Here is a 26,707-nt window from a genome sequence, read left to right on the forward strand (position 1 = left end):
GGAGGGACGGACCCGACAGGGTTCCGCTCACATGAATCTGAAGCGTTTTTTCCGCGGTCCGTGGATCTGGATCCTGGCCGTCGGCCTCATGCTCATCATCGGCTTCCGCGTGTTCGACGTCGGTGGCGGTCCCCAACCCACGGAGACCGACATCTCGACCGTCCACCAGCTCATCGAGCGGGACGAGGTGGACAACGCCGAGATCGTCGACCGCGACCAGCGCATCGTGCTGACCACCGTGGACGACGAGATCTACGAGGCGTACTGGGTCGAGGGGCAGGGCCTCCAGCTCGCGGAGATGCTCCAGACCTCCCTGGACAGCGAGGGCTCCAACCTGGAGTCCTACGAGGTGTCGGTCGCCACCACACCGGTGTGGACCACCGCGCTGTTCAGCCTGCTGCCGCTGGTCATCATCATCGTCATCTTCTGGTTCATCTTCAGCCAGATGCAGGGCGGCGGCTCGCGCGTGATGAACTTCGGCAAGTCCAAGGCCAAGCTCATCACCAAGGACACGCCCAAGAACACCTTCGCCGACGTCGCCGGGGCCGACGAGGCCATCGAGGAGCTCCACGAGATCAAGGAGTTCCTCCAGAACCCGGCCAAGTTCCAGGCGATGGGCGCCAAGATCCCCAAGGGCGTGCTCCTGATGGGCCCGCCCGGAACCGGTAAGACCCTCCTGGCCCGCGCCGTCGCCGGCGAGGCCGGGGTCCCGTTCTACTCCATCTCCGGCTCGGACTTCGTCGAGATGTTCGTCGGTGTGGGTGCCTCCCGCGTGCGCGACCTGTTCGAGCAGGCCAAGGCCAACGCCCCCGCGATCATCTTCATCGACGAGATCGACGCCGTCGGCCGCCACCGCGGCGCCGGCATGGGCGGCGGGCACGACGAGCGCGAGCAGACCCTCAACCAGATGCTGGTCGAGATGGACGGCTTCGACGTCAAGGGCGGCGTCATCCTCATCGCCGCCACCAACCGGCCCGACATCCTCGACCCGGCGCTGCTGCGCCCCGGCCGCTTCGACCGGCAGGTCGTCGTGGACCGCCCGGACATGGACGGCCGCCGCGACATCCTCAAGGTCCACGCCAAGGGCAAGCCCATGGCGGACGACGTCGACTTCAACGTCATCGCCCGCCAGACCGCCGGGATGACCGGCGCCGACCTGGCCAACGTCATCAACGAGGGCGCCCTCCTGTCCGCGCGCGCCGACCGGAACGTCATCACCCACGCCGTCCTGGAGGAGGCGATCGAACGGGTCATGGCCGGTCCCGAGCGCAAGACCCGGGTGATGTCCGACCGGGAGAAGAAGGTCATCGCCTACCACGAGGGCGGCCACGCCCTGGTGGGCCACGCGCTGCCCAACTCCGACCCGGTGCACAAGATCACCATCCTGCCGCGCGGCCGGGCCCTGGGCTACACGATGTCGGTGCCGACGGAGGACAAGTTCCTCACGTCGCGTTCGCAGATGATGGACCAGCTCGCGATGATGCTCGGAGGTCGCGCCGCGGAGGAGCTCGTCTTCCACGAGCCCACCACCGGCGCGGGCAACGACATCGACAAGGCCACCAGCCTGGCCCGCAACATGGTGACCGAGTACGGCATGAGCGAGCGCCTGGGCGCCCGCAAGTTCGGCTCCGGCAACACCGAACCCTTCCTGGGCCGGGAGATGTCGCACGCCCGCGAGTACTCCGAGGAGATCGCCTCCATCATCGACGAGGAGGTGCGCCGCCTCATCGAGTCCGCGCACGACGAGGCCTACGAGGTCCTCGTCGAGTACCGGGACGTCCTGGACGACCTGGTCGTGGCGCTGCTGGAGAAGGAGACCCTGTCCAAGGCCCAGGTGCTGGAGATCTTCGCGCCGGTGGTCAAGCGACCCTCCCGCGGCTCCTACACGGGGTACGGCAAGCGCCAGCCCTCGGAGCGGCCCCCGGTGCGCTCCAAGAAGGAGCTGGCCGTGCTCAACGGCGCCGAGGTCCCGGGCGCCGACGCGGTGCAGGGCTCCACTGACGTCCAGGACCCCCAGGCGGTCCGGGGCTCCTCGACCAACGGACAGCTCCCGGGGCCGTCCGACAGAGGCGAGGAGGAGAGCTCGTGAGCCCGACCGAGGACCTGCCGCCCAGGTCCGTGGACCGTCCGCGCATCGAGCGCGCCGTCCGCGAGATCCTGCTCGCCATCGGCGAGGACCCGGACCGCGACGGCCTGGTCAAGACGCCCGAACGGGTGGCCAGGGCCTACGAGGAGCAGTTCGCGGGGCTGGGGCAAAAGCCCGGGGACGTGCTCACCACCGTGTTCGAGGCCGACCACGAGGAGATGGTCCTAGTCAAGGACATCGAGCTCTACTCCACCTGCGAGCACCACCTGGTGCCGTTCTACGGGGTGGCGCACGTGGGCTACATCCCCGGCGCGGACGGCCGCATCACCGGTCTGAGCAAGCTCGCCCGCCTGGTGGACGTGTACGCGCGCCGGCCGCAGGTGCAGGAGCGGCTCACCGGCCAGGTGTCGGACGCGATCATGGAGTTCCTCCAGCCCCGCGGCGTGATCGTCGTGGTCGAGGCCGAGCACCTGTGCATGACCATGCGCGGGGTGCGCAAGCCCGGGGCCAAGACCGTCACCTCGGCCGTGCGGGGGATCTTCCGCAGCAGCGACCGGACCCGCTCCGAGGCGATGAGCCTGATCCTGAGCCAGCGCTAGCCAGGGGCCCTTCCCGTGAACCCTCCCCCGCGACTCGGTCGCGGGGGAGGGTTTCGCGCCTCCGCGGACGGGCACAAGCCCCGGGCGCGCGCCTCCGGTTTTCCGGCGTACGCGTAGGGTGATCCTTATGGGGCCGAAACACACACTTCCGGGCCTGCCCGACCGCGGGCGGTGCCTGGTCATGGGGGTCGTGAACGTCACCCCCGACTCCTTCTCCGACGGCGGCGCGTGGTTCGATCCCGACAGGGCGATCGAACACGGGATGCGCCTGGCCGAGGAGGGCGCGGACCTGGTCGACGTAGGCGGTGAGTCCACCCGTCCCGGCGCGCAGCGCGTCTCCGCCGCCGAGGAGCTGCGCAGGGTCGAACCGGTCGTGCGGGAGCTCTCCGCGCGGGGCGTCGCCGTCAGCGTCGACACCATGCGCGCCGAGATCGCCGAGAAGGCCGTGGAGGCCGGGGCCGTGCTGGTCAACGACGTCAGCGGCGGGCTCGCAGACCCGGCCATGGCCCGACTCGTGGCTTCTTCCGGCGTTGCCTACGTGTTGATGCACTGGCGTGGGCATAGTCATGACATGCAGAGCCGTGCCGTGTACACGGATGTCGTCCAGGAGGTCCTCGATGAGCTCCGCGACCGTATGGAGGCCATGATCAGTGCAGGTGTCGACCCCGGACAGATCGTTCTGGACCCCGGGTTGGGATTCTCCAAGCGCCCCGAGCAGGCGCACAACTGGGCGCTGCTGCACGAGCTGGAGCGCTTCCACGAGCTGGGGCGCCCCGTGCTGGTGGCCGGATCGCGCAAGCGCTTCCTGAGCCGCCTGCTCGGCGACGCCAAGGGCGAGGACCGCCCCTTCACCGAGTGCGACGCCGCCACCGCGGCCGTCACCACCCTGTCCGCGGACCGGGGGGCGTGGGCCGTGCGGGTGCACGACGTCCGTCCCAGCGCCGACGCCGTCCGCGTGGCGGCGGCCTGGTCCGACGGCGGCGCCCGTCTGGACGAGGGACGCGCCGAGCCGGTGGAGGGCCGCCTGTGAAGTCGCGGCAGGAGGTCATGGAGAGCGTGGCCGAGGCCAACGCGCAGTTCTACAGCGCCATCGAGAACGGCGACATCGACCTGATGCGCAGCGTCTGGGCGGAGGAGCACGAGGCGCCCGACCTGGTGTGCGTCAACCCCGGCTGGCCGCTGCTGCGCGGGCGCACCGAGATCATGCGCGCCTGGTCGCTGATCATGGCCAACGTCACCTACATCCAGTACGTGCTCACCGAGACCCACATCGGGGTCGGCGGCGACATCGCCATGGTCACGTGCGAGGAGAACGTGCTGACCGCCGAGGAGGACAGTCCCGGCTTCGTCGCGGGCGGCCAGGTGGTGACCACCAACCTGTTCGTGGACACCGACCAGGGGTGGCGGCTGTGGTCGCACCACGCCTCGCCCGTGCTCATGGAGGACGACGAGGACGAGGGAGAGGTCGAGGCCTGATGCCCGATCGCGTCGCGCTCCGCGGACTGCGGGCCCGCGGCCACCACGGCGTGTTCGAGTTCGAGCGTCGGGAGGGCCAGGACTTCGTGGTCGACGCGGTGCTGTACCTGGACACCGCCCCGGCGGCGGCCTCCGACGACGTGGGCGACACCGTCCACTACGGCCTGCTCGCCGACCGCCTGGTCGCGATCGTGACCGGGGAGCCGGTCAACCTGATCGAGACCCTCGCCGAGCGGCTGGCCCGGGAGTGCCTGGCCGAACCGCTGGTCGAGCGGGCGGAGGTGACGGTGCACAAGCCGTCGGCGCCCATCGAGCACGAGTTCGCCGACGTGGCCGTCACCGTGGTCCGGGAGCGGACACGGCGCGAACCCGGCGACCTCGGGGACGCCCGGGACCCGGCGGGCGCGCAGGACCCCGCCAGGCGGCGCGCCGTACTCTCCCTGGGCTCCAACCTCGGGGACCGGATGGCCGCCCTCCAGGGGGCCGTGGACACGCTGCTGGACGGCGCGGACGCGCCGGTCCCGGTGGCGGTGTCCCCCGTCTACGAGACCGCGCCGGTGGGGGGCCCCGAACAGGGCGCCTTCCTCAACGCGGTCCTGGTCGTGGACACCGACGGTCCGCCCCGCGCCCTGCTGGAGCGCGCCCGAGCGGCCGAGCGGGCCTTCGACCGCGTCCGCGGGGTCCGGTGGGGGCCGCGCACGCTGGACGTGGACGTCATCGCGTTCGGGGACGTGCGCGACGACGACCCGGAGCTGACCCTGCCGCACCCGCGCGCCCACGAACGGGGGTTCGTGCTCCGTCCCTGGCTGGACGCCGACCCCGGGGCGCGCCTGCCCGGGAGGGGTCCGGTCGCCGACCTGCTGGAGGCCTGCGGTGAGCAGGGACTGCGCCGGCGCGACGACCTGCGGCTGCGTCTGCCGGGGCGGGACTGATGCCCCGGGACGAGGAGGGGCGGATGCGCCCCACCGGATGGCGGGTCCCGTCCCTGCTGGCGGTCGTCGGCGCCCTCACCGGGGTGCTGGTCACCAACTCCCTGCCGGGGCTGCCGCTGCTGCCGTGGTCGGCGATCCCGACCCTGCTGCTGCTCGCGGTCGCCGAGGGCTACACGGCGGGGCGGACCCGCAGGCGCATCCTCCGGGAGCCGGGGACCGAGCCGATGCAGCCGCTCAGCGCGGCCCGCCTGGTCGCCCTGGCCAAGGCCAGCGCGCTGTTCGCGTCCCTGGCGCTGGGCTTCTTCGCGGGGATGGCGCTGTCGGTGTCGGACACGCTGGTGCTGCCCGTGCACCGGGAGGTGTTCCTCACCGCGCTGGGCACGGCCCTGTCGTCGGGGTTGCTGCTGGCCGCCGCCCTGTACCTGGAGCACGCCTGCAGGGTCCCCGAGGACGACGATCCGCAGGACGGCGCCCGGTTCTGACGCCCCGGGGTCTTTCGCCCGGATTCGCCTGCGCGCCGCGTCGGTCTGCCGGTGCTTGCCCCCGGATGGTTGACTGGCTCCGTGGAGACCAGTGACACGACACCGCCGCCCGGGCCCTCCAGGCCACTCGACGCGGCGTTCGCACCGCCCGGGGAAGCCTCCTGGAGCCGTGTGTCGCCCGCCCTGGCCTGGTACCGCCGGATCGTGGTGGGCACGCTGTGCCTGCTCGCCGGGGGCGGGGGCGCCGTGCTGCTGCTCGTGCGGGCCTCCTGGCCCTGGGCCGCCGCCTGGGCGGTTCTGGCCGCGGCGGTCCTGGCCGCGGGCTGGGTCCTGGCCGGGCTCTTCCGCCGGTCGTGGGGCTACGCGGAGGCCGATGAGGAGCTCTACCTCACCTACGGGGTGTTCGTGAGGCAGTTGGTGGTCATCCCCTACGGCCGGATGCAGGTCGTGGACGTCACCGCCGACCTCCTCGAACAGGCCCTGGGCATCGCCACCGTGCAGGTGCGCACCGCCGCCAGCACCGCGGACACCCGGGTGGTCGGGCTGCCGCTGGCCGAGGCCGTCCGGATGCGCGACCGGCTCGCGGCGCGCAGTGAGAGCTTCTCGACGGGGTTGTAAGTGCACGGACCAGCTCAGCCGCCGCAGGGTCCCCCGGGCCCGCACGTCCGACCGGGGACCGCCGGGCCTCAGTGGTACCAGGGTCCTCCGGGACCGCCCTTCGGGCCGCCCGGGCCGTCGCAGCCGCCCGGTCCGCCGTTCGGTCCGCCGCAGCCGCCCGCCATGCTGCCCCCGTTCGGGTGGCGGCCCCAGCCGTCCCGGCCCCCGCGGCCGGAGGACGACGTCACCACGGGCGTGTTCCGTGCGCACTGGATGAGCGTCCCGCTCCAGGTCGTCGCGGTGACCCTGGTGTTCGTGGCGCTGGTCGGCCCCATCCTCAACACCTTCGGCTTCGCCTGGGTCGTGATGATGGCCGTGGCCGTCGTCTTCGGCACGCTCGCCTACGCTCTGCCCGCGTGGTGGTACGCCACCTTCGGGCTGCGCGAGGACCACCTGGTCGTCCACAGCGGCCTGGTCAGGCGCAGCTCGCGCGAGGTGCCGCTCAGCCGCCTCCAGGCGGTGGACGTGGTCCGGCCCCTGTTCCTCCAGGTGTTCGGCATGGCCGAGCTGCGCATCGAGCTGGCGGGAGGCGACGGGAGCGACATCCGGCTGCGCTGCCTGCCCCGCGTCCTGGCCGAGCGCCTGCGCGTGGCGGTCCTCGCACACGCCGCCGGACTCCCCGGGCGCTCGCCCGAGGCGCCGGAGTGGCCGTTCTACCGGCTGCCCTTCCTGCTGCTGCTCGGCGCGCTGACCTTCCGCGTGCCGGTCCTGCTGTCCTTCATCGCGCTGCTCATGCTCGCCACCGCGGGCGCGGTCTTCGCGGAAGCGGGCGTGGTGGGCGCGCTCCTCCCGCTCACCCTGGGGCTGCTGCGCTACTTCTGGGGGCCCCTGGCCCGCTACACCGACTACTACGCCTCCCTCTCCTCCGACGGTCTGCGCCTGCGCTACGGCATGTTCCAGCGGCGCATGCAGACGGTCCCGCCGGGGCGCGTGCAGGCCGTGCGCGTGGTCGAGCCCCTGCTCTGGCGGGCCCTGGGCGTGGCCCGGGTCGAGGCCAACGTGGCCGGTTACGCGGGCGCGCGCCAGGCCGACTCGTCCACCCTGCTGCCCGTGGCGCCGCGCCGCACGGCCTTCGCCCTGGTCAACGAGCTGTTCCCGGAGAGCGAGGCGGCCCATGTGCCGCTCGTGCCCAACGACAGGCCGGTGCCGAACCTGATGGGCGTGGACGAGCACCTCTTCGTCAGCACGCGCGGCCTGTTCTGCCTGGTGACCGAGATCGTCCCGGTGGAACGCGTCCAGACGGCGCGCCTGGTGGCCGGGCCGCTGGCCCGCCTGACGGGACGTGTCGCGGTGGACGTGGACACGCCCCCGGGGCCGGTCCGCGCCAGGGCCCACGGGCGCCGGGCCCGGGAGGCGCGCCGCTTCCTGGACGCGCTGACCGAGTACGGGCGCCGGGCCCGGGTGCCCGCGGCGGGCACGGAGCGCTGGGCGACCCGAGCCACCCTCACCCGCCGGACCGGGGCCGCGGGGCGGCCCCCCTTCGAGGAGGCCGGGCCCGGAGAACCCGCGTCCGCCGGGGCGGCGTCGGCGCACATCGAGGACGCGCAGGACCCGACGCGCGTCGAGGCCCCGGCTGCGGACGCGCCGCCGCCGGGCGGCCGTCCGCGTTTCCTGGCGCCGGGGGCCGAAGGTCCCGAATCCGAGGATTGGGGACCAGGGGTCGCGGAAGCCGGGAAAGACGGCACCGCCGACACCTCCGCCGAGGACGGTACGGAGGGGACCCGGGACACCCCCGAACGCTGATGTGGTGTGCGTCACATTAAGGGGTTCTCGGGCTCCCTTTTGTGACTCACATGTCGGACATGGATGCGCACGGAAGGTGATAATTCCAGCTCGCGGTCGCGAAATGCTTTCGCGTTATGGCCACGCGGAGCGAGGGAGTATGGCTAAATGGTGACCGAACACGAGGAGTGTTCATTGTCATACGCATAGTCAATGGTATCGACCGGTTGGCGCCCCCCGCCAACCGGTCCGACGGGAGAAACCACATGCTGAAGAAGGCTTTCGCCGCCAGTGCCATCGTCGCCGCCGCCGCGGGCGTCCTGCCATGGCCAACAGCAACGTCTCGACCTCCGGCAACGTCTCGACCTCCGGCAACGGCAGCGTCCTGGGGGGCAACCAGGTCGTGGTCAACGTCTGCGGCAACGCCATCGCGGTCCTCGGTGTGGCCGGCGCCAACTGCGTCGACTCCGGCGCCGTCGTGAAGAACTAGTAGCGGCTCAGGGCGGCCCGACCCGGCTCCGCCGGGCGGCGGGCTCCCGGCCGAGGCGCCATCCCGTGACGACGGGGTGGCGCCTTCGTCGTGTCCGGGTCCCGCACCCGATCCTCCCGGATCCGACCCGCGAACCCCGTCCGCGACCCGCCCCTTCCGCTCGACCGCAATCGCAATTGTCGTCCGACTGGAAACCGTCCGGCCGGTGACGCTGCGCGCACACGCCTCCCGTCGATGTCTGGGTCTTTGTCCCGAACACACCCGAGAGGCGCGCGCACGCAGTGTGAACATAAGGATGCTTCTCGTTATAAGGCCAGTTCAAAGCGGGGAAACAAGGTCTTCCCGGGGGTAATTTCTTGAGCGGCTCCCCAGGGGGCCGCCACACAACCAGCCGTCCGGCGGTCCCCCCGACCGGACACAGAAGGAGACGCGCAGTGCTCAAGAAGACGCTCGCCACCAGCGCCGTGATCCTCGCCTCGGCCGGGGTCCTCCTCACCGCGGCACCGGCGGCCGCGAACGTCGGCACCTGGACCTCCAACCACGATTCCGAATTCAGCGGCAACCTCTCCTACATCAACGGCCTGACGAACGGGAACGTGGGTTGCGGCAACTCCAACGCCGCCTTCGGCCAGTCCCTGGGCTCGTGCTTCAACACCGGGGTGATCATCCAGGACTGATCCTGTCGGCCCCGCGGAGGGGGTCGGCGTGCCGGGTGGTGGGGGCGGACGCGGTGTCCGCCCCCACACGCGTGCGCGGGGGCGGGTCGGCAGGTCACCGGCCGGGGAGGACTATCGTGTGCTCAGGCGCCCCGGTACGACAGGAACCGGACGCGCCCCACGCGTTCGGACCACGAGGGGGCACACATGGAGACGACGCAGGGACGCCCCGCCCGCCTGCGGATCGGCGTCATCGGATCCGGCCGGGTCGGCTCCGTCCTCGGACAGGCCCTCGGCCGGGCCGGGCACAAGGTCGTCGCCGCCTCCGCGGTCTCCGACGCCTCCCGTGCCCGCGTCGCCGACCGCCTGCCCACCGCGCGCGTGCTCGAACCGGCTCAGGTCGCCGAGGCCAGCGACCTCGTCCTGCTCACCGTCCCCGACGACGCCCTTCCCGAACTCGTCGAGGGGCTCGCCTCCACCGGCACCGACCTGCGCGGCAAGATCCTCGTCCACGCCAGCGGCGCCCACGGCTACGGTGTCCTGGCCCCCGCCACCCTCGTCGGCGCGCTGCCCCTCGCGCTCCACCCCGCCATGACCTTCACCGGGCGCGACGAGGACGTCGACCGCCTCGCCAACTGCGCGTTCGGCGTCACCGCGCCCGAGCAGCTGCGCCCCATCGCCGAGGCCCTCGTCGTCGAGATGGGAGCCGAACCCGTGTGGATCACCGAGGACAAGCGCACCCTCTACCACGCGGCCCTCGCCGGGGGCGCCAACCACCTGGTCACCCTGGTCTCCGACAGCGCCGCCCTGCTCGCCTCCGCCGGGGTCCCCGAACCCGGCCGCATGCTCGCGCCCATGCTCAGCGCGGCCCTGGACAACGCCCTGCGGCTGGGCATCCACGGGCTCAGCGGCCCCGTCCTGCGCGGCGACGCCGGAACCGTCGCCGGGCACATCGAGCAGCTGCGGGAGAACGCCCCCGAGAGCGTGGCCAGCTACGTCGAACTCGCCCGGCTCACCGCCGACCGCGCCATCAACGCCGGAATGCTCAAGCCCGAGGACGCCGCGCGCCTGCTCGACGTCCTCCGCCGCTGAGACGCCGCCGGGTCCGGCGCGCGCACGGCCGCCGCGACGCAGAACACCACCACGGGAAACCACCGATGACCGCACCGCACCCCGCCGCCCCCGCCCCCCTCGTCGCGCACACGCCCGACGAGCTGCGCCGCGCCCTCACGGGCGCCGGGCGCGTCGCCCTCGTCCCCACCATGGGCGCCCTGCACGAGGGCCACCGCAGCCTCATGCGCCTGGCCCGCGAGCGCGCCGACACCGTGGTCGTCAGCGTCTTCGTCAACCCGCTCCAGTTCGGGCCCAACGAGGACTTCGACCGCTACCCGCGCACCCTGGACACCGACACCGCCGTGTGCGCGGAGGAGGGCGTCGACGTGGTCTTCGCCCCCGGAGTCGACACCATGTACCCCGCCGAGCAGACGGTCACCGTCCACGCGGGCGCGATGGGCGACCGGCTGGAGGGCGCCTCCCGCCCCGGGTTCTTCACCGGCGTGCTCACCGTGGTCAGCAAGCTCCTGCACCTGGTCGGCCCGGACCTCGCGGTCTTCGGCAGCAAGGACGCCCAGCAGCTCGCCGTGGTCCGCCGCATGGCCGCCGACCTCAACATGCCCGTGGAGATCGTCGGCGCGCCCACCCTGCGCGACCCCGACGGCCTGGCCACCTCCAGCCGCAACGTCTACCTCTCCGGGGCCGAGCGCACCAGTGCCCTGTCCCTGTCCCGCGCCCTGGAGGCGGGCCGCGCCGCCGTCCCGGGGGGCCCCGACGCCGTCCGCGCCGCGGCCCGGGCCGTCCTGGACGACGCGGCCGGGGCCGAACCCCCCGTCGAACTCGACTACCTCGCGTTGGTGGACCCCGCCACCTTCGCCGACGTCCCCGCCGACCACACGGGCGAGGCCGTCCTGGCCGTCGCCGCCCGCGTGGGCGCGACCCGGCTCATCGACAACGTGTCCCTGACCCTCTAGGCCGACCCCGCCCCGCGTCCCAGGGGTGGGCCGGATCCCCCGCACACCAGCGCCGCGTACCGGCGGCACCCCGGAAGAGAGAACACGGATGAGCACATCCCTCCAGACGCGGCTCGACGCCCCCGAGCCGGGGTGGACGATCGAGGCCGACGTGGCGGTCGTCGGCTCGGGCATCGCCGGTCTGAGCACCGCGCTGCGCTACGTCCAGCGCACCGAACGCGGCCGGGTCGTGCTCGTCACCAAGGACCGCCTGTCCACCGGCTCCACCGCCTACGCCCAGGGCGGGATCGCCGCCGCCATGGCGCCCGAGGACGGGCCCGTCGCCCACATGGTCGACACCCACCTGGCGGGGGCGGGCCTGTCCGACCCCCACGCCGTCAACGTCCTGGCCGCCGAGGGCCCCGACGCCCTGCGCTGGCTCATCGGGCTGGGCGCCGAGTTCGACCTCGCCGAGGACGGCGCCCTGGCCCTCACCCGCGAGGGCGGCCACCGCGCCGACCGCGTCGCGCACGCGGGCGGCGACGCCACCGGCGCCGAGATCCAGCGCGCCCTGGTGGCCGCCGTCCTGGCCGAGGAGCGCATCGAGGCCGTCGAGCACGCCGTGGCCCTGGACGCCCTGCGCGACCCCGACACGGGAGCGGTGTGCGGCGCCACCCTGCACGTCATGGGCGAGGGCGCCCGCGACGGCGTCGGCGCTGTCCTGGCCCCCGCCGTGGTGCTGGCCACCGGCGGCATGGGGCAGGTCTTCGCCGCCACCACCAACCCGCCCGTGTCCACCGGCGACGGCCTCGCCCTGGCCGCCCGCGCCGGGGCGCGCCTGCGCGACCTGGAGTTCATCCAGTTCCACCCCACGGTGCTCTGGCTCGGCCCCGAGGCGCGCGGGCGCCAGCCCCTGGTCTCCGAGGCCCTGCGCGGCGAGGGCGCCTATCTGGTGGACGCCGAAGGCAGGCGCATCATGGAGGGCGTCCACGAGCTGGCCGACCTCGCCCCCCGCGACGTGGTGGCGCGCACCATCGCCCGCACGATGGCCGAGCAGGGCGTGGACCACGTCTACCTGGAGACCCGCCACTTCGGCCGGGCCACCTGGGAGCGGCGCTTCCCGACCATCCTCGCCTCCTGCCGCGAGCACGGCATCGACCCGCTCGCCCAGCCGGTCCCCGTCGCCCCCGCCGCCCACTACGCCTCCGGCGGCGCCGAGGTCGACATCGACGGCCGCACCTCGGTCCCCGGCCTGTGGGCCGTGGGCGAGGTCGCCCGCACGGGGGTGCACGGCGCCAACCGGCTCGCCTCCAACTCCCTGCTGGAGGGCCTGGTCTACGCCGACCGGATCGCCGCCCGCCTGGCGGTCGACCCCGCCCCCCGGTCCGCGCGGGCCGAGGCCGTCGGCACCGTCACCCCGCTTCCCGACCCCGCCGCCGCGGCCCGCGTGCGCACCCTCATGTCGCGCCACGCCGGGGTGCTGCGCACCGGTGAGGGGCTCGCCGAGCTGACCGCCGAACTCGACGGCCTCGCCCGTCCCGGTTCCCCGGCCACCCCCGACGTGGCCGCCTGGGAGACCGCCAACCTGCTCACCGCGGCTCGGCTCGTGGCCGCCGCCGCGCTGCACAGGACCGAGAGCAGGGGCGCGCACCAGCGCGCCGACCACCCCGAGCCCGTGCCCGGGCTCCGGATCCGCCCTGTCGTCGTCCGACTGGAAGGGAACACCATCGTGACCACGGATGAGGACTGGACGCCCTCCCTGCCGCCCGCGCTCACCGCGGAACTGGACTCCATCGGCCTCCCCCTCGCCGGTCCGGGCGCCGGCGGGGTTCTGGAGGCGTCGGACGCCCACCCGGACGCGCGCGCCGAGTTCTCCCTCCCGTACACCGCCCCCTCGCAGTCCCACGTGGACCTGGTCCGCCGCGCCCTGTCCGAGGACCTCACCGCGGGGCCGGGCATCGACGTCACCACCGTCGCGACCATCCCCGGCGACCAGGTGCGCACCGCGCACGTGGTGGCCCGCGCCGACGGCACCGTCAGCGGCCTCCCGCTCGCCGAACTCGTCTTCTGGCTGGTCGCCGACGGGGCCCTGGAGGCGCACCGGACCGTGGCCGACGGCGACGCGGTCAAGCGCGGCGACGTCCTGATGACGGTCACCGCGCGCACCCGCGACCTGCTCACCGCGGAGCGGACCGCGCTCAACTTCCTCACCCACATGTCCGGAATCGCCACCGCCACCCGCGCCTGGGTGGACGCCGTGGCCGGGACCGGCGCCCGGATCCGGGACAGCCGCAAGACCCGGCCGGGGCTGCGCGCGCTGGAGAAGTACGCCGTGCGCTGCGGCGGCGGGGTCAACCACCGCTACGGCCTCAGCGACGCCGGACTGGTCAAGGACAACCACGTCGTCGCCGCGGGCGGCGTCGGCGAGGCGGTCCGCGCCATCCGCGCGCGCTTCCCCGACCTCCCCCTGGAGGTGGAGGTGGACCGGACCGACCAGATCGAGGACGCCATCGCCGCGGGCGCCGAGGAGATCCTGCTCGACAACTTCACCGTCGAGCGGCTCCGCGAGGCGGTCGCGCTGGTCGCGGGCCGTGCGCGGCTGGAGTCCTCCGGCGGCCTGACCCTGGACGTGGCGGGTGACGTGGCCCGCACCGGGGTGGACTACCTGGCGGTCGGGGCGCTCACCCACTCCAGCCCGGCGCTGGATATCGCGCTTGACCTGTTGTGAGCGGCCCGGTTGGTGGAAGATTCCTTGAGAACACACCACTTCGACCACGGATGAGGCCCCCAGCATGCTGCTCGCGATCGACGTCGGCAACTCCGAGACGGTCTTCGGTCTCTTCGCATCCGACGACCTTCTCGAACACTGGAGGGTGGGAACCGACACCAGGCGCACGGCCGACGAGTGGGCCGTGGTCCTGCGCGGGCTCGTCGACGGCAGCAGCCTGGGCCGCCCCGAGGACATCGACGGCATCGCCCTGTGCTGCTCGGTCCCGTCGGTCCAACACGAGATGCGGGACATGTTCCGCCGCCACTTCGGGGACGTCCCGGCCGTGATCGTCGAACCCGGCGTCAAGACCGGGGTGCCGATCCGGATGGACAACCCCAAGGAGGTGGGCAGCGACCGGATCATCAACGCGCTGGCCGCCAACCACCTCTACGGCGGCCCCGCGGTGGTGGTGGACTTCGGGACCGCGACCACCTTCGACGCGGTCAGCGCGCGCGGAGAGTACGTGGGCGGGGCCATCGCCCCGGGCATCGACATCTCCGTGGACGCCCTCTCACGGCGAGGCGCCCAGCTGCACATGGTGGAGATCGTCAAGCCGCGCGCGGCCATCGCCAAGAACACCACCGAGGCGCTGCGCTCGGGGATCGTGTTCGGGTTCGCGGGCCAGGTGGACGGGATCGTGGACCGCATGGTCGCCGAGCTCACCGACGCGCCCGACGACGTGACCGTGGTGGCCACCGGGGGGCTCGCCTCCATCGTGGTGGCCGAGTGCGAGACGGTCGACCTGCACGAGCCGTGGCTGACCCTCATCGGCCTGCGTCTGGTCTACGAGCGCAACGTCGGCTGATCCGGGTCCGGGGCGGGGGAGAGGGAGGAGGCCTTCCGCCCCGGCGGGTTCAGTCCTGGTCGTGCCGCTGCACGCGCAGCCGGGGGAACACCTCGGCGAGGTGGTCGAAGTCGCGGTCGCAGTGCACGAGGACCGCGTCGGTGCGCAGGGCGACGGCCGCGATGAGGCAGTCGTAGAGCTTGCGGATCGTCTTACCCCTGGAGCGGGCCTCACGGTAGATGCCCGCCGAATGGTGGAAGTCGAGCCTGTTGTCCAGAGACAGCTGGATCAGGCCGTCGGTGAGGCGTTCCAGCTGCTGGAGCTCGGTGGAGCTCTTCGCCCCGCTCAGGATCTCGGCGGCGACGGGTTCGGTCGTGGCCAGGTGGACGCCGCGCTCGATGAGTTCCCTGACGAAGACGTGGGTCTCGGAACCGGTCTTGCGCAGGTACTCCACCCAGGCGGAGCTGTCCACCAGATAGACGGTGTTCACGAGGCGGGCGCCCCGCCCTCGAAGCCGGAGCGGCGCATCTCTTCCAGGTCGCCCTCCCAGCCGATGCCCTCCAGGCTGAGGAGGAACTCCTTGGTGAGAGGTGTGCCCACGGCCCGGCGAAGGGCGATGTCCACGGCTTCGCGCTTGGTGCTCACCTGGAAGCGTTCCATGGCGGTAGTGACCAGTTCGTCGTCGATGTCAATGTTTGTGCGACTCATGCACCCATATTACACCTGTTACCGTGTGTAAAGAAACGGTTTCCGGGAGTTCGTGGCCGCGGTGGTGCGGCGACCGGCCCCGGCCGCCGCGCCACCCCCGGTTCAGCCCGAGGAGACGGTGCCGGGGGAAGCCTCCGGCGAGGCCCCGCCGCGGAACAGGTCCGGCTCGATGTAGACCAGCGTGGCGATGGGCACCGCCGTCCGGATGCGCTCCTCGGCCTCGTTGATCGCCCGCGTGATCCGGCCCGCGTCGTCGTGCGCGTCCACGGCCACCTTCGCGGCCACCAGCAGCTCCTCGGGGCCCACGTGCTGGGTGCGCATGTGGATCAGGCGGTCGATGTCCTCGACCGACTCGATGGCCCGGCGGATGGCCCGCACGTTCTCGCTCGTGGCGGACTCGCCGATGAGCAGGCTCTTGACCTCGACGGCCAGCACGACCGCGATGACCACCAGCAGGACGCCGATGGCGGCGGTGCCCAGGCCGTCCCACAGGCCGTCGCCCGTGAACAGGGTCAGACTGACACCGGCCAGGGCGAACACCAGGCCCAGCAGGGCGCCGGCGTCCTCCAGCAGGATCACCGGCAGCTCGGGGGACTTGGAGCGGCGGACGAACTGCACCCAGCCCGCCTTGCCCCGGACCGCGTTGGACTCCTTGACCGCCGTGCGCATGGCGAACGACTCCAGCACGATCGCCACCAGCAGCACGGCCACGGGGACCCACTGCCAGGACGTGATCGGCTCGGGGTGGGAGATCTTGTGCCAGGCCTCGTAGAGCGCGAACAGGCCGCCCAGGCTGAACAGCACGATCGCCACCATGAACGCGTACACGTAGCGCTCGCGGCCGTAGCCGAAGGGGTGCTCCTCCGTGGCGCCCCGGCGCGCCCGCTTGCCGCCGATCAGCAGCAGCGCCTGGTTGCTGGAGTCGGCGACCGAGTGGATGGACTCGGCCATCATCGACGACGATCCGGTCAGGAGGTAGGCCACGAACTTCGTCGCGGCGATTCCCAGGTTCGCGCACAGCGCCGTGACGACGGCTCTCGTGCTTCCCTCGACACTCACCAGTGGGGTCCGTCTCTCGGTAGGTACTGCTCTCGGATGTGAAGGCGCGGGGCAGGGCAGCGCAATACTAGTGATCCGCGTCACTGCCGACCCGCCGTGCCCCTACCCCGGGACGGGACCCCGACCACCGGAGCGCGCCCCGTTCCCGCGGACGCCGACCGGTCGGGCCGGACCGCGGCCGCCGGTAGGATCGTGCGCGTGAATGACGCGCACGACGACACCTACGACGACCTGCCCGAACAGATGCGGGTCCGGCGCCAGAAGCTGGACCGGCTGCGGGAGGAGGGCACCGACCCCTTTCCCGTGACCTTCCCGCGGTCCACGTCGATCGGGGCCGTGCGCGACAAACACCAGGGACTGGAGCCGGACACCCGCACGGGCGCGGAGGTCTCCGTCGCCGGACGCGTCATGCTCTACCGCACCGGCGGCAAGCTGTGCTTCGCCACCCTGCGCGACGAGACCGGCGACATCCAGATCATGCTGTCCCTGGACCAGGTGGGCCGGGAGCGCCTGGACGCCTGGAAGGCCGACGTCGACCTCGGCGACCACGTGGGCGTGGAGGGCGAGGTCATCACCTCCCGTCGCGGTGAGCTGTCGATCCTGGTGACCTCCTGGACGCTGACCGCCAAGTGCCTGCGCCCGCTCCCGGAGAAGCACAAGGGCCTGACCGACCCCGAGGCCCGGGTCCGCCAGCGCTACGTCGACCTCATCGTCAACCCCGAGTCCCAGCAGATGGTGCGCCGCCGCTCGGCCGCCATCCGCGCGATCCGGGAGGGGCTCGCCTCCCGCGACTTCGTCGAGGTCGAGACGCCCATGCTGATGCGGGTGCACGGCGGCGCCACGGCGCGCCCCTTCACCACCCACATCAACGCCTACGACATGGACCTGTACCTGCGCATCGCCCCCGAGCTGTCCCTCAAGCGGCTGGTCGTGGGCGGTCTGGAGAAGGTCTTCGAGGTCAACCGCAACTTCCGCAACGAGGGCGCGGACTCCACGCACAACCCCGAGTTCACGATGCTGGAGTTCTACCAGGCCTACGCCGACTACAACGTCATGGCCGACCTGACCCGCGAACTCATCCAGGAGGCGGCGCGCGCCGTGTTCGGCTCGACGGTGGTCGAGCGGGACGGGCGCACCTACGACCTGGGCGGGGAGTGGCCGCAGGTCACCCTGTACGGGGCGGTGTCCGAGGCGCTGGGGGCCGAGGTCGACCCGCGCACGCCGATCGACGAGGTCCGCCGCCTGGCCGACTCCCGGGGAGTGGAGTACGACCCCTCCTGGGGACAGGGCAAGCTCGTGGAGCACGTCTTCGAGGAGCTGGTGGAGCACACGCTGGTCCAGCCCACCTTCGTGCGCGACTTCCCGGTGGAGACCAGCCCGCTCACCCGGCAGCACCGCGAGGACCCGCTGCTCACCGAGAAGTGGGACCTCATCGGGTTCGGCATGGAGATGGGCACGGGCTACTCGGAGCTGGTCGACCCGGTCGAGCAGCGCGAGCGCCTCACCCGGCAGTCGCTGATGGCCGCGGAGGGCGACCCCGAGGCGATGCAGCTGGACGAGGACTTCCTGCGGGCCCTGGAGTACGGAATGCCGCCGACCGGCGGTGTGGGCGTCGGTATCGACCGCCTCCTCATGGCCTTCACCGGAAAGAACATCCGGGAAACTGTCCTTTTCCCGCTCGTGAAGCCTTCCGGGGATTGAGTCGGAGCACCATGGTCCCGGATTTACCGGGGATATAACGGCGTCGGCCGGATGACCGAAAGGCGGGGCGGGGCCGTCGCACACACGGTGCGGCGGCCCCGTCCCCTCAGCCGGGACAGGGCCCGTACCACGGGTTCCGCCGTCCCGGCCGGACAGGCCGTGCGAACCGGGGGCCACGGCCGCGTGACCCGTCGGACAGTTCCGAAGTTTTTGCCGACCGGGGCCGGGCGAACTCGGCCACTCTCCGCTGAACGTTGTTTACGCAGGTCAATGTAGTCAGCGTATTTTCCCTTCCATTACTTTGTCACGGAAGGGGCTGCCATAACTACACATGGTGATTTATGGGGCCTTGACGGTATCATCTCTGCGGCCTAGCGTGCTGTGAGCGGGTCGAGACCCGTGGAGTTCGCCGAAGTGGATCGAGAACGACGGTGAGCGGGGAGAGGGACCGCCGGACGCGGTCCGCGTTCCCGCGCGCATGCGCGCCCTCGGTGGAGTCTGTCCGTCCCAGCCTCCAGCGAACCGGCCCCTGCGACGTCCGTGCGCCCGCCCCCGGTCCCTGTGCCAGAGGGATACGCGGGGGACAGCGGTGCGCCCGGGAGTCTTCCGTCGCGCCGGACCAGGGGGAGACCCGTGTCCGGCGCGCTCGCGTCCGCCAGGTGACGAGTCGATGTTCCGCACTCACATGATGAGGGAGGACGGAGTGGAACAGGCCACACTCGTACGACGTACCGCTGATGAGCAGGGCACCCTTCAGACCAGGGAGCACCGGGAGAACGTGGTCCCCCTGCAGGCCCGCCCGCACGAGACGGCTGTGAGCAGCCCCTACGCGCCGGTGGAACTGAACCACGAGGAACTCGAACTGCTCGCTGAGATCGCCACCGGTGTCACCACGGAGGTGGCGGCCCGGCACCTCGAACTCAGCGCGCGCACCCTGCGTCGCCGCATCCGCAACATCTGCGACGTGCTCGGCGTGAACACGCCCATCGAGGCGGTCGTCTGGGCCGCGCGGCGCCAGCTCATCTGAGCCGTCCGCGGCACGGCGCCGCGGTCGCGCGGCGGCGCCGGGCGACCTCCGGAGAAGGTGCTCGCCGGAGTAAGGGCGATCCGGTGGGCGCGGCACCCACCACGGCACCCACCGGCGCACCGGTGGGTGCCGACGCGTTTTCGGACCGCGCGCGTCCGCCGGGCTCGGGGTCCGGGCGTAGTCTGGTCCGGCTATGCCCGTTCGCCATGTTCACGTGCGCCGCGCCAGGACGCGCGACGTCGCCGCCGTCCGACGCCTCGTCGACGCCTACACCGTCGACCGGCGCGTGCTCTCCAAGAGCACCGTCAACCTCTACGAGGACGTCCAGGAGTTCTGGGTGGCCGAGGCCGAGGTGGTCCCCGACGGCTCCGGCCCCGCCTCCCCGCACGCCGCGCCCCCTCCCGACGCCCCCGCGCCCGGAGCGGAGCGCGCCGATCCTCCCGACGCCGGGGCCGAGTACCGCGTGGTGGGCTGCGGAGCGCTGCACGTGCTCTGGGAGGACCTGGCGGAGGTGCGCACCGTCGCCGTGGACCCCTCCCTGCGCGGGTTCGGCGTCGGACACCGGATCGTGTCCGCGCTGCTGGACACCGCACGGGAGTTGGGCGTGCGCCGTGTGTTCTGCCTGACATTCGAGACCGGTTTCTTCGCCAAACACGGCTTTGCCCGGATCCAGGGCACGCCGGTCTCCCCCCGTGTGTACGAGGAACTCCTGCGTTCCTATGACGAGGGCGTCGCCGAATTTCTCGACTTGGAGCGGGTTAAGCCCAACACCCTCGGGAACACCCGCATGCTTGTGCACCTCGACGCGGCAACGCGAACCACCCGGACCTAAAGGTTTTCGCGCTCACTCGGGACCAAGTTCCCCATACGGGCCGCAGCCGGGCCAACACCGCGTCCGACCCGCGTCCGCGCAGCTTATGCACAACCGGATGGCGGGGCCGGGGAAGGGGGCGGGTAATGTGTACCCCAGGGGTGGAGTCCCGCCCACACGTTGAAGGAAGTTCCGCGAAGCGGTGACGAAGGGTCGGGATTTGACACCGGTGGACACGGTGTTCCCCCGCGGACACACCAGGGCGCCGAACGCACGGCCGGACATTGGCCCCCTTCGGGTTTGCCGGAGGTGTCTCGGGTACGTCCGGTGTCAAACCGGGGGCAAACGATGTCTATGATGTCCGGTATGCGTTTGCCCGGGTGCCTGGCGAGCCATCCCCCAGGAGCAGCCCGACACGGAGTCGGGTATTTGCTGCAATAAGTAACAACCAGGAAGGGTGGACGGCTTCGATGGGGAACTTTTTGTCGTCGGTGCTTCCCCCCGGACTGATCGACGTATTGTCGGCGCTCATCCCACCGGTGGTTGTCGGTGCCGTCTTCTGCACCTTCGTCATCCAGCTCCTGCGCAAGGAGATGGCGCCCCGCCGGATGGACGGAAGCCTGGTCAGCAAGGACAAGGCGGCCGAAGACACGGGTGAGGGCAGGGATGGTTCCGGGGCCGCTGAGCCGGGAGCCGCGAACGAGACGCCGATTGTCCGGGGTGGGGAACGCACCGAATCCGACGGTCGTTGATACGGTACTCGACCGATCACGCGCTCCTCGGGGAGCGACGAACCGGCCATGCGCGTGCGCGGGCCATCTCGCCGATCCCGCGCGCCCGCCGGTGACCCCCGAAACCCGACACGGTGTCCGGGTGATTTCAGGCACGCCGGGAATTGTCTTCCGCGTTCTCGCGAGATAGCTTTACATTCAGGTGTGGAGACACCGCTCTTCTGAAAGGTTTGATTCCATGGCACAGAAGGTCCAGGTTTTCCTGGTCGACGACCTCGACGGCGGCGAGGCCGAGGAGACGGTGACGTTCGGTCTGGACGGCTCCGTGTACGAAATCGACCTCAGCGCGGGTAATGCGGCCAAGCTCCGTGAGGCCCTTACTCCGTTCGTCGACGCCGCCCGCAAGGCTCCGGCCAAGGCGTCCCGCAGCGCGGGCCGCCGCACCGGCAGCCGGAATGCTCCCAGCCGTGAGCGCAGCGCCGAGATTCGCGCCTGGGCGAAGGCCGCGGGCAAGCCCGTCAATGAGCGCGGCCGTATCCCCGCGGCGATCGTCGCCGAATATGAGGCCATCAAGGGCTAGGTTTGCCGCCGACCCCCGGTTCGCCGAAATGTTGTCAGGTCTTGATCGAATTACGGTCGGTACCTGCCGGGGGAAGACACCCGAACCCGACCATCCCGGGCCGCGGCGCGGCCCAGTGACACGGGATGCCAGGGGATACGCCGGGCCCGACGGGTCCCTCGGGCGGCACGGAGCGCCGGACAGGGCTCCGCGTCGATGACAGCGCTCCTGCGGCCCCGCGGCTCCAGACCTCCGCCGCCACACCCACGCGCTGGGCCGGACGGCGAGGCGGAGCGGGGCAGTGCGCCGGAGCGCCGCGACGCCGCCTCCGCGCGCGACCGCCCACGAACGATCGGGACCGCACGCGACACCTCCCGGTTCCGGGGAAAGGCACTCGCTTCCGGTCCCGCGGCCCCGGTCGCGGGACCCGAGTCCCACACCATCCCCGCTCCGGTCGACGGCGCGCATTTCCCGCTTTCCCCGACCGAACGGTCCGGTCGGAAGAACAACACGCGGCTTGTTCGCTCAGAGCCGATAACGCTTACACGTGCGCGGTCCGGGCACTCCTGTGACACAGGGAGAGCCCGGGCCGTTCGCCTTCGGCGTACAGGGAAATCTGGCGCCGCAATTGGTAGTTGGATGTTGGGTGAACGCCCTATCGTCGGGGAAAGTCTCTGGCACGGACGGCTGCGGCCGACCGTACGGAGGCCTACGTCTGGTCGGCAGCCGGTCGACCGTACGGACGGGTGCGACAGCGCTCCCCGGGGCGGTTCATCCCTGTGGGGCCGATATGCGGAAGAGTTGGGTCGGAGTGAACCGTCCCTGCCTGACCGCTCTGTAGAGGAGCGACGAGACATGTTCGAGAGGTTTACCGACCGCGCGCGGCGAGTGGTGGTTCTGGCCCAGGAAGAGGCCAGGATGCTCAACCACAACTACATCGGTACGGAGCACATCCTGCTCGGTCTCATCCACGAGGGTGAGGGCGTCGCCGCCAAGGCTCTGGAGAGCCTTGGTATCAGCCTCGAAGCGGTTCGGCAGCAGGTTGAGGAGATCATCGGCCAGGGGCAGCAGGCCCCGTCGGGGCACATCCCGTTCACCCCGAGAGCCAAGAAGGTCCTGGAGCTGTCGCTGCGCGAGGCGCTTCAGCTGGGCCACAACTACATCGGTACCGAGCACATACTGCTGGGCCTGATCCGCGAGGGCGAGGGCGTCGCCGCCCAGGTCCTGGTCAAGCTGGGCGCGGACCTCAACCGCGTGCGCCAGCAGGTCATCCAGCTGCTGCACGGCTACCAGGGCAAGGAACCGCAGGCCACCGGCGCCTCGTCGGAGTCCACCCCCTCCACCTCGCTGGTGCTGGACCAGTTCGGCCGCAACCTGACCCAGGCCGCCCGGGAGAGCAAGCTCGACCCGGTCATCGGCAGGGACAAGGAGATCGAGCGGGTCATGCAGGTCCTGTCCCGCAGGACCAAGAACAACCCGGTCCTGATCGGTGAGCCCGGCGTCGGCAAGACGGCCGTGGTCGAGGGTCTGGCCCAGAAGATCGTCAAGGGCGAGATCCCCGAGACGCTCAAGGACAAGCAGCTGTACACGCTGGACCTGGGCGCGCTGGTCGCGGGCAGCCGCTACCGCGGTGACTTCGAGGAGCGCCTCAAGAAGGTGCTCAAGGAGATCCGCACCCGCGGCGACATCATCCTGTTCATCGACGAGCTGCACACGCTGGTCGGCGCGGGCGCGGCTGAGGGCGCCATAGACGCCGCCTCCATCCTCAAGCCCATGCTGGCCCGGGGTGAGCTCCAGACCATCGGCGCGACCACGCTGGACGAGTACCGCAAGTACCTGGAGAAGGACGCCGCGCTGGAGCGCCGCTTCCAGCCCATCCAGGTGGACGAGCCGACCATCAAGCACGCCATCGAGATCCTCAAGGGCCTGCGCGACCGCTACGAGGCCCACCACCGGGTCTCCATCACCGACAGCGCTCTGGTGGCCGCCGCGCAGCTGGCCGACCGCTACATCAGCGACCGGTTCCTGCCCGACAAGGCGATCGACCTCATCGACGAGGCCGGCTCGCGGATGCGCATCCGCCGGATGACCGCTCCGCCGGACCTGCGCGAGTTCGACGAGAAGATCGCCGGGGTGCGCCGCGACAAGGAGTCCGCGATCGACGCGCAGGACTTCGAGAAGGCGGCGTCGCTGCGCGACGACGAGAAGCAGCTCCTGGGCAAGAAGGCGCAGCGGGAGAAGGAGTGGAAGGCCGGCGACATGGACGTCGTGGCCGAGGTGGACGAGGAGCTCATCGCCGAGGTCCTGGCCGCCTCCACCGGCATCCCGGTCTTCAAGCTCACCGAGGAGGAGTCCTCCCGGCTGCTGCGCATGGAGGACGAGCTGCACCGGCGCGTCATCGGCCAGGAGGACGCCATCAAGGCGCTCTCCCAGGCGATCCGCCGTACCCGCGCCGGGCTCAAGGACCCCAAGCGCCCGGGTGGTTCGTTCATCTTCGCCGGCCCGTCCGGTGTGGGTAAGACCGAGCTGTCCAAGACGCTGGCCGAGTTCCTGTTCGGGGACGAGGACGCGCTGATCCAGCTGGACATGTCCGAGTTCATGGAGAAGCACACCGTCTCGCGGCTGTTCGGCTCCCCGCCCGGATACGTGGGCTACGAGGAGGGCGGCCAGCTCACCGAGAAGGTGCGCCGCAAGCCGTTCTCCGTGGTGCTCTTCGACGAGATCGAGAAGGCCCACAACGACATCTTCAACTCGCTGCTCCAGGTGCTGGAGGAGGGACGTCTCACCGACGCCCAGGGTCGCAACGTCGACTTCAAGAACACGGTCATCATCATGACGACCAACCTGGGTACCCGGGACATCTCCAAGGGGCAGGCCATGGGCTTCGCCAAGGAGGACGACGCCCAGACCAACTACGAGCGGATGAAGGCCAAGGTCAGCGAGGAGCTCAAGACCAACTTCCGGCCCGAGTTCCTCAACCGTGTGGACGACATCATCGTCTTCCACCAGCTGACGGAGAAGGAGATCTTCCAGATCGTGGATCTGATGATCACGAGCCTGGACAGCCGTCTCAAGGAGCGGGACATGGGGATCGAGCTGCGGCCCAAGGCCAAGCAGATCCTCTCCGAGCGCGGGTTCGACCCCGTGCTGGGCGCCCGTCCGCTGCGCCGGACGATCCAGCGGGAGATCGAGGACCAGCTGTCCGAGAAGATCCTGTTCGGCGACCTCAAGGCGGGTCAGATCGTGGTGATCGACGCCGAGGGCGAGGGCACGGACGCCAAGTTCACCTTCAAGGGCGTGCCCAAGCCGGCCGCGGTGCCGGACACGCCCGAGGTCGAGGAGTCGGCCGCGGGCAAGCGGGAGTAGCGCCGCCCGACCGCCCGTGACTTCGGGGGCACCCCTTCGGGGGTGCCCCCGAAGTCACGGGCGGGGGGGCGGGGCGCGCGGGGCCGACGCCGCGCGTCCGGCCGCGGGGTGTGCGCCCGCCCGGCATGTTCTAGGGTGCGAACGTGACTCATCCAGATCCCCGACAGCACGATCCGTGGCAGGCGCGGCAGCCGCAGCCCGGACCCGCTCCACACGGTCCCCGGCCGGGTGAGGCGCCCCCAGGACACCACGGCGCGGTTCCGCCCGGCGGTCCGCCTCCCGGAGGCCAGCCCCCGCCCGGCGGTCCGCCTCCCCCGGGCGCGGCGCCGCCGCCCATGGGGCCGCAGGGCCCCCACGGCGGTCCGCCCGGCCCCCAGAGTCCCTACGGTCCGCCCGGTCCGTACCCGCACCAGCCCCAGCCGGGCAGGAAGGGCGGGACCGGCCTGATCATCGGGGCCGTGGCCCTGGTCGTCGTCCTCATGCTGGGCGGCGGGATCGCCGCGGTGTGGCTGTTCTCCGGCGGTGGCGGCGGAACCTCCGCGGAGGGCGTCGGCGAGGTGCGGTACTACGAGGGCCTGTCCAGCGAACACGTGGACGAGGGCGAGACCGTCGACTACGGGATGTTCCCGCCCGCGGGCGGGCCGCACTACCCGATCTGGCAGAACTGCGGCGTCTACGACCAGCCCCTGCGCTCGGAGTACGTCGTGCACGCCCAGGAGCACGGCGCCGTGTGGATCGCCTACGACCCCGGGCTCTCCCAGGCGCAGGTCCAGACCCTGGCCGGGTACTACTCGCCCGGCGACTACCTGGTGGTCAGCCCCGTGGAGGGCCTGCCCGCCCCGGTGGTGGCGTCGGCCTGGGGCTCCCAGATCCTGCTGGAGGACCCCGAGGACCCGCGCCTGGCGGAGTACCTCGTGGAGTTCGTCCAGGGCGAGAACACCCCCGAGCCGGGCGCGCCGTGCAGCGACGGCCACTCCGGCACCGAGGCCGGCCCCGCGGGGGAGACCGGGACCGCCGCGGCGCGGCACCCCGGCCCGCGGACCTGAGACGCCCCTCCCGGCCGTGCGGACCGGGGACGGCGCCGGGGTCGGGGTGCGCCCGCGCTCCGTCCGCGCCGTGCGGCCGAGCCCCGCGCGGTCGCCGCGCGGCGACCGGCCTCCCCGGACCGGGCGCGCTCAGCCCGGCAGGGCGTACCGGCCGTCGTCCAGGGGGTCCACCAGGCCGTCGGACACCAGCGCGTCCAGGGCCCGCTCGCGCTGGACGTGGTCGTCCCAGACCACGTCCAGCGCGCCCTTGGGCACCGGGTGGGCGGAGTCGCGCAGCACCGCCAGCAGCCGTCCGCGCACCTGCCGGTCGGTGCCCGCGTAGGTCTGGCCGCGCCGGGGCGGACCGTCGTAGGCGGGCTTGCCCGCGAGCCGCCAGGCGCACTGGTGGGCGATCGGGCAGTCCGCGCACGCGGGCGTGCGCGCGGTGCACACCAGCGCCCCCAGCTCCATGACGGCCACGCCCCAGCGGGCGGCCACCGAGGGCGCGGACGGCAGCAGGGACTCGGCGAGGGCGGTCTCCGCCTTCGTCTGGGTTTTCGGCGGGTACTGGACCCCGGTTTCGGCTCTCGCCAGGACACGTCGAACGTTCGTGTCCAGAATGGCGTGCCGCTGACCGAAGGCGAAGCTCGCCACCGCCGCCGCGGTGTAGGAGCCCACGCCCGGCAGGGACAGCAGGGTGGCGTGGTCCTCGGGGACCCGCCCGCCGTGTTCCTCGGTGATCGCCACCGCGCACGCGTGCAGGCGCAGCGCCCTGCGCGGGTAGCCGAGCCGGTTCCACATGCGCACAGCCTCACCGGAGGGCTCCCGTGCCAGGTCGGCCGGGGTGGGCCAGCGCTCCATCCAGGCGTTCCAGGCGGGCAGGACACGCACCACGGGCGTCTGCTGGAGCATGATCTCGCTGACCAGGATCGACCACGGTGAGGCGTCGGGCCGTCGCCAGGGGAGGTCGCGGGCGTGGCTCTCGTACCACGCCAGAACCGGGGTGCTGTAAGGGTTATCGCTCATCTTTAACTGGGAATCGGCGGGTTGAGTAGGTGAG

The 26,707-nt window shown here is 71.7% G+C and carries 24 protein-coding genes and 2 pseudogenes; 22 read left to right on the forward strand and 4 right to left on the reverse strand.

Annotation, left to right across the window (positions count from 1 at the left end; translation table 11 throughout):
* Nucleotides 1-31: 31 nt before the first annotated feature.
* From ftsH to NDAS_RS24630, 15 genes and pseudogenes are all read left to right on the forward strand, one after another.
* A complete protein-coding gene (ftsH, locus tag NDAS_RS24565; RefSeq protein WP_013155959.1) occupies nt 32-2,089 on the forward strand; it encodes an ATP-dependent zinc metalloprotease FtsH in 2,058 nt (685 codons plus the stop codon).
* Nucleotides 2,086-2,685: a GTP cyclohydrolase I FolE gene (folE, locus tag NDAS_RS24570; protein ID WP_013155960.1), complete on the forward strand. Its 600-nt coding sequence runs from the start codon at nt 2,086-2,088 to the stop codon at nt 2,683-2,685. Before ftsH ends, folE begins: the two co-directional genes overlap by 4 nt.
* A gap of 127 nt (nt 2,686-2,812) precedes the next feature.
* Nucleotides 2,813-3,715, forward strand: coding sequence for a dihydropteroate synthase (folP, locus tag NDAS_RS24575; protein ID WP_013155961.1), 903 nt, complete (start codon nt 2,813-2,815; stop codon nt 3,713-3,715).
* Nucleotides 3,712-4,161 (forward strand): nuclear transport factor 2 family protein, encoded by a 450-nt coding sequence (locus NDAS_RS24580; protein WP_013155962.1) that lies wholly within the window; start codon nt 3,712-3,714, stop codon nt 4,159-4,161. The genes folP and NDAS_RS24580 overlap by 4 nt, the downstream gene beginning before the upstream one ends.
* Nucleotides 4,161-4,517 (forward strand): annotated as a pseudogene (folB, locus tag NDAS_RS29395) (dihydroneopterin aldolase); the annotation flags it as partial. The gene NDAS_RS24580 and the pseudogene folB, both read left to right, overlap by 1 nt.
* A gap of 84 nt (nt 4,518-4,601) precedes the next feature.
* The gene (gene folK / locus NDAS_RS29400) at nt 4,602-5,093 is read left to right on the forward strand and encodes a 2-amino-4-hydroxy-6-hydroxymethyldihydropteridine diphosphokinase (protein ID WP_269473045.1); all 492 of its coding nucleotides are present in this window, start codon (nt 4,602-4,604) and stop codon (nt 5,091-5,093) included.
* On the forward strand, nt 5,093-5,575 hold the full coding sequence (locus NDAS_RS24590; protein ID WP_013155964.1) for a DUF3180 domain-containing protein: 483 nt from the start codon (nt 5,093-5,095) through the stop codon (nt 5,573-5,575). Before folK ends, NDAS_RS24590 begins: the two co-directional genes overlap by 1 nt.
* A 171-nt stretch (nt 5,576-5,746) precedes the next feature.
* Entirely contained in the window at nt 5,747-6,193 is a 447-nt protein-coding gene (locus NDAS_RS24595; protein ID WP_013155965.1) for a PH domain-containing protein, read from the forward strand.
* 162 nt (nt 6,194-6,355) lie between these two features.
* Nucleotides 6,356-7,975 (forward strand): PH domain-containing protein, encoded by a 1,620-nt coding sequence (locus NDAS_RS24600; RefSeq protein ID WP_013155966.1) that lies wholly within the window; start codon nt 6,356-6,358, stop codon nt 7,973-7,975.
* A gap of 245 nt (nt 7,976-8,220) precedes the next feature.
* Nucleotides 8,221-8,444: pseudogene (locus tag NDAS_RS24605) on the forward strand (DUF320 domain-containing protein).
* 434 nt (nt 8,445-8,878) lie between these two features.
* On the forward strand, nt 8,879-9,121 hold the full coding sequence (locus NDAS_RS24610) for a hypothetical protein (RefSeq protein WP_013155968.1): 243 nt from the start codon (nt 8,879-8,881) through the stop codon (nt 9,119-9,121).
* 186 nt (nt 9,122-9,307) lie between these two features.
* Nucleotides 9,308-10,192: a Rossmann-like and DUF2520 domain-containing protein gene (locus NDAS_RS24615; RefSeq protein ID WP_013155969.1), complete on the forward strand. Its 885-nt coding sequence runs from the start codon at nt 9,308-9,310 to the stop codon at nt 10,190-10,192.
* A gap of 65 nt (nt 10,193-10,257) precedes the next feature.
* Entirely contained in the window at nt 10,258-11,127 is an 870-nt protein-coding gene (gene panC, locus NDAS_RS24620) for a pantoate--beta-alanine ligase (RefSeq protein WP_013155970.1), read from the forward strand.
* Nucleotides 11,128-11,215: 88 nt separating this feature from the next.
* Nucleotides 11,216-13,834, forward strand: a complete 2,619-nt coding sequence (locus NDAS_RS24625; protein WP_013155971.1) for an L-aspartate oxidase — start codon at nt 11,216-11,218, stop codon at nt 13,832-13,834.
* 64 nt (nt 13,835-13,898) lie between these two features.
* Nucleotides 13,899-14,681, forward strand: a complete 783-nt coding sequence (locus NDAS_RS24630; RefSeq protein ID WP_013155972.1) for a type III pantothenate kinase — start codon at nt 13,899-13,901, stop codon at nt 14,679-14,681.
* 49 nt (nt 14,682-14,730) lie between these two features.
* On the opposite strand, the gene vapC is transcribed toward NDAS_RS24630, so the two are convergent.
* From vapC to NDAS_RS24645, 3 genes are all read right to left on the reverse strand, one after another.
* On the reverse strand, nt 14,731-15,150 hold the full coding sequence (gene vapC, locus NDAS_RS24635; protein ID WP_013155973.1) for a type II toxin-antitoxin system VapC family toxin: 420 nt from the start codon (nt 15,148-15,150) through the stop codon (nt 14,731-14,733).
* Complete coding sequence (locus NDAS_RS24640; protein ID WP_013155974.1) at nt 15,147-15,368, reverse strand: type II toxin-antitoxin system VapB family antitoxin; 222 nt, start codon at nt 15,366-15,368, stop codon at nt 15,147-15,149. The genes vapC and NDAS_RS24640 overlap by 4 nt, the downstream gene beginning before the upstream one ends.
* A 102-nt stretch (nt 15,369-15,470) precedes the next feature.
* Entirely contained in the window at nt 15,471-16,427 is a 957-nt protein-coding gene (locus tag NDAS_RS24645; protein ID WP_013155975.1) for a cation diffusion facilitator family transporter, read from the reverse strand.
* Between the two features lie 96 nt (nt 16,428-16,523).
* On the opposite strand from NDAS_RS24645, the gene lysX reads away from it, so the two are divergent.
* The 7 genes from lysX to NDAS_RS24685 all read left to right on the forward strand — a co-directional run bounded on the left by lysX (nt 16,524) and on the right by NDAS_RS24685 (nt 25,668).
* Nucleotides 16,524-18,128, forward strand: coding sequence for a bifunctional lysylphosphatidylglycerol synthetase/lysine--tRNA ligase LysX (lysX, locus tag NDAS_RS24650; RefSeq protein WP_081461785.1), 1,605 nt, complete (start codon nt 16,524-16,526; stop codon nt 18,126-18,128).
* 703 nt (nt 18,129-18,831) lie between these two features.
* Nucleotides 18,832-19,155, forward strand: coding sequence for a LuxR C-terminal-related transcriptional regulator (locus NDAS_RS24655; protein ID WP_041553490.1), 324 nt, complete (start codon nt 18,832-18,834; stop codon nt 19,153-19,155).
* A 193-nt stretch (nt 19,156-19,348) separates the two neighbouring features.
* A complete protein-coding gene (locus tag NDAS_RS24660) occupies nt 19,349-19,987 on the forward strand; it encodes an amino-acid N-acetyltransferase (RefSeq protein WP_013155978.1) in 639 nt (212 codons plus the stop codon).
* A gap of 449 nt (nt 19,988-20,436) precedes the next feature.
* Nucleotides 20,437-20,718: a hypothetical protein gene (locus tag NDAS_RS24665; protein WP_013155979.1), complete on the forward strand. Its 282-nt coding sequence runs from the start codon at nt 20,437-20,439 to the stop codon at nt 20,716-20,718.
* A gap of 217 nt (nt 20,719-20,935) precedes the next feature.
* On the forward strand, nt 20,936-21,277 hold the full coding sequence (locus NDAS_RS24670) for a histone-like nucleoid-structuring protein Lsr2 (protein WP_013155980.1): 342 nt from the start codon (nt 20,936-20,938) through the stop codon (nt 21,275-21,277).
* An 834-nt stretch (nt 21,278-22,111) separates the two neighbouring features.
* Nucleotides 22,112-24,622 (forward strand): ATP-dependent Clp protease ATP-binding subunit, encoded by a 2,511-nt coding sequence (locus tag NDAS_RS24675; RefSeq protein ID WP_013155981.1) that lies wholly within the window; start codon nt 22,112-22,114, stop codon nt 24,620-24,622.
* A 335-nt stretch (nt 24,623-24,957) separates the two neighbouring features.
* Nucleotides 24,958-25,668, forward strand: coding sequence for a DUF3105 domain-containing protein (locus tag NDAS_RS24685; protein ID WP_013155982.1), 711 nt, complete (start codon nt 24,958-24,960; stop codon nt 25,666-25,668).
* Nucleotides 25,669-25,797: 129 nt separating this feature from the next.
* On the opposite strand, the gene NDAS_RS24690 is transcribed toward NDAS_RS24685, so the two are convergent.
* A complete protein-coding gene (locus tag NDAS_RS24690; RefSeq protein ID WP_013155983.1) occupies nt 25,798-26,673 on the reverse strand; it encodes an HhH-GPD family protein in 876 nt (291 codons plus the stop codon).
* Between the last annotated feature and the right edge of the window lie 34 nt (nt 26,674-26,707).

The organism is Nocardiopsis dassonvillei subsp. dassonvillei DSM 43111 (genome assembly GCF_000092985.1).
Lineage (GTDB): Bacteria > Actinomycetota > Actinomycetes > Streptosporangiales > Streptosporangiaceae > Nocardiopsis > Nocardiopsis dassonvillei.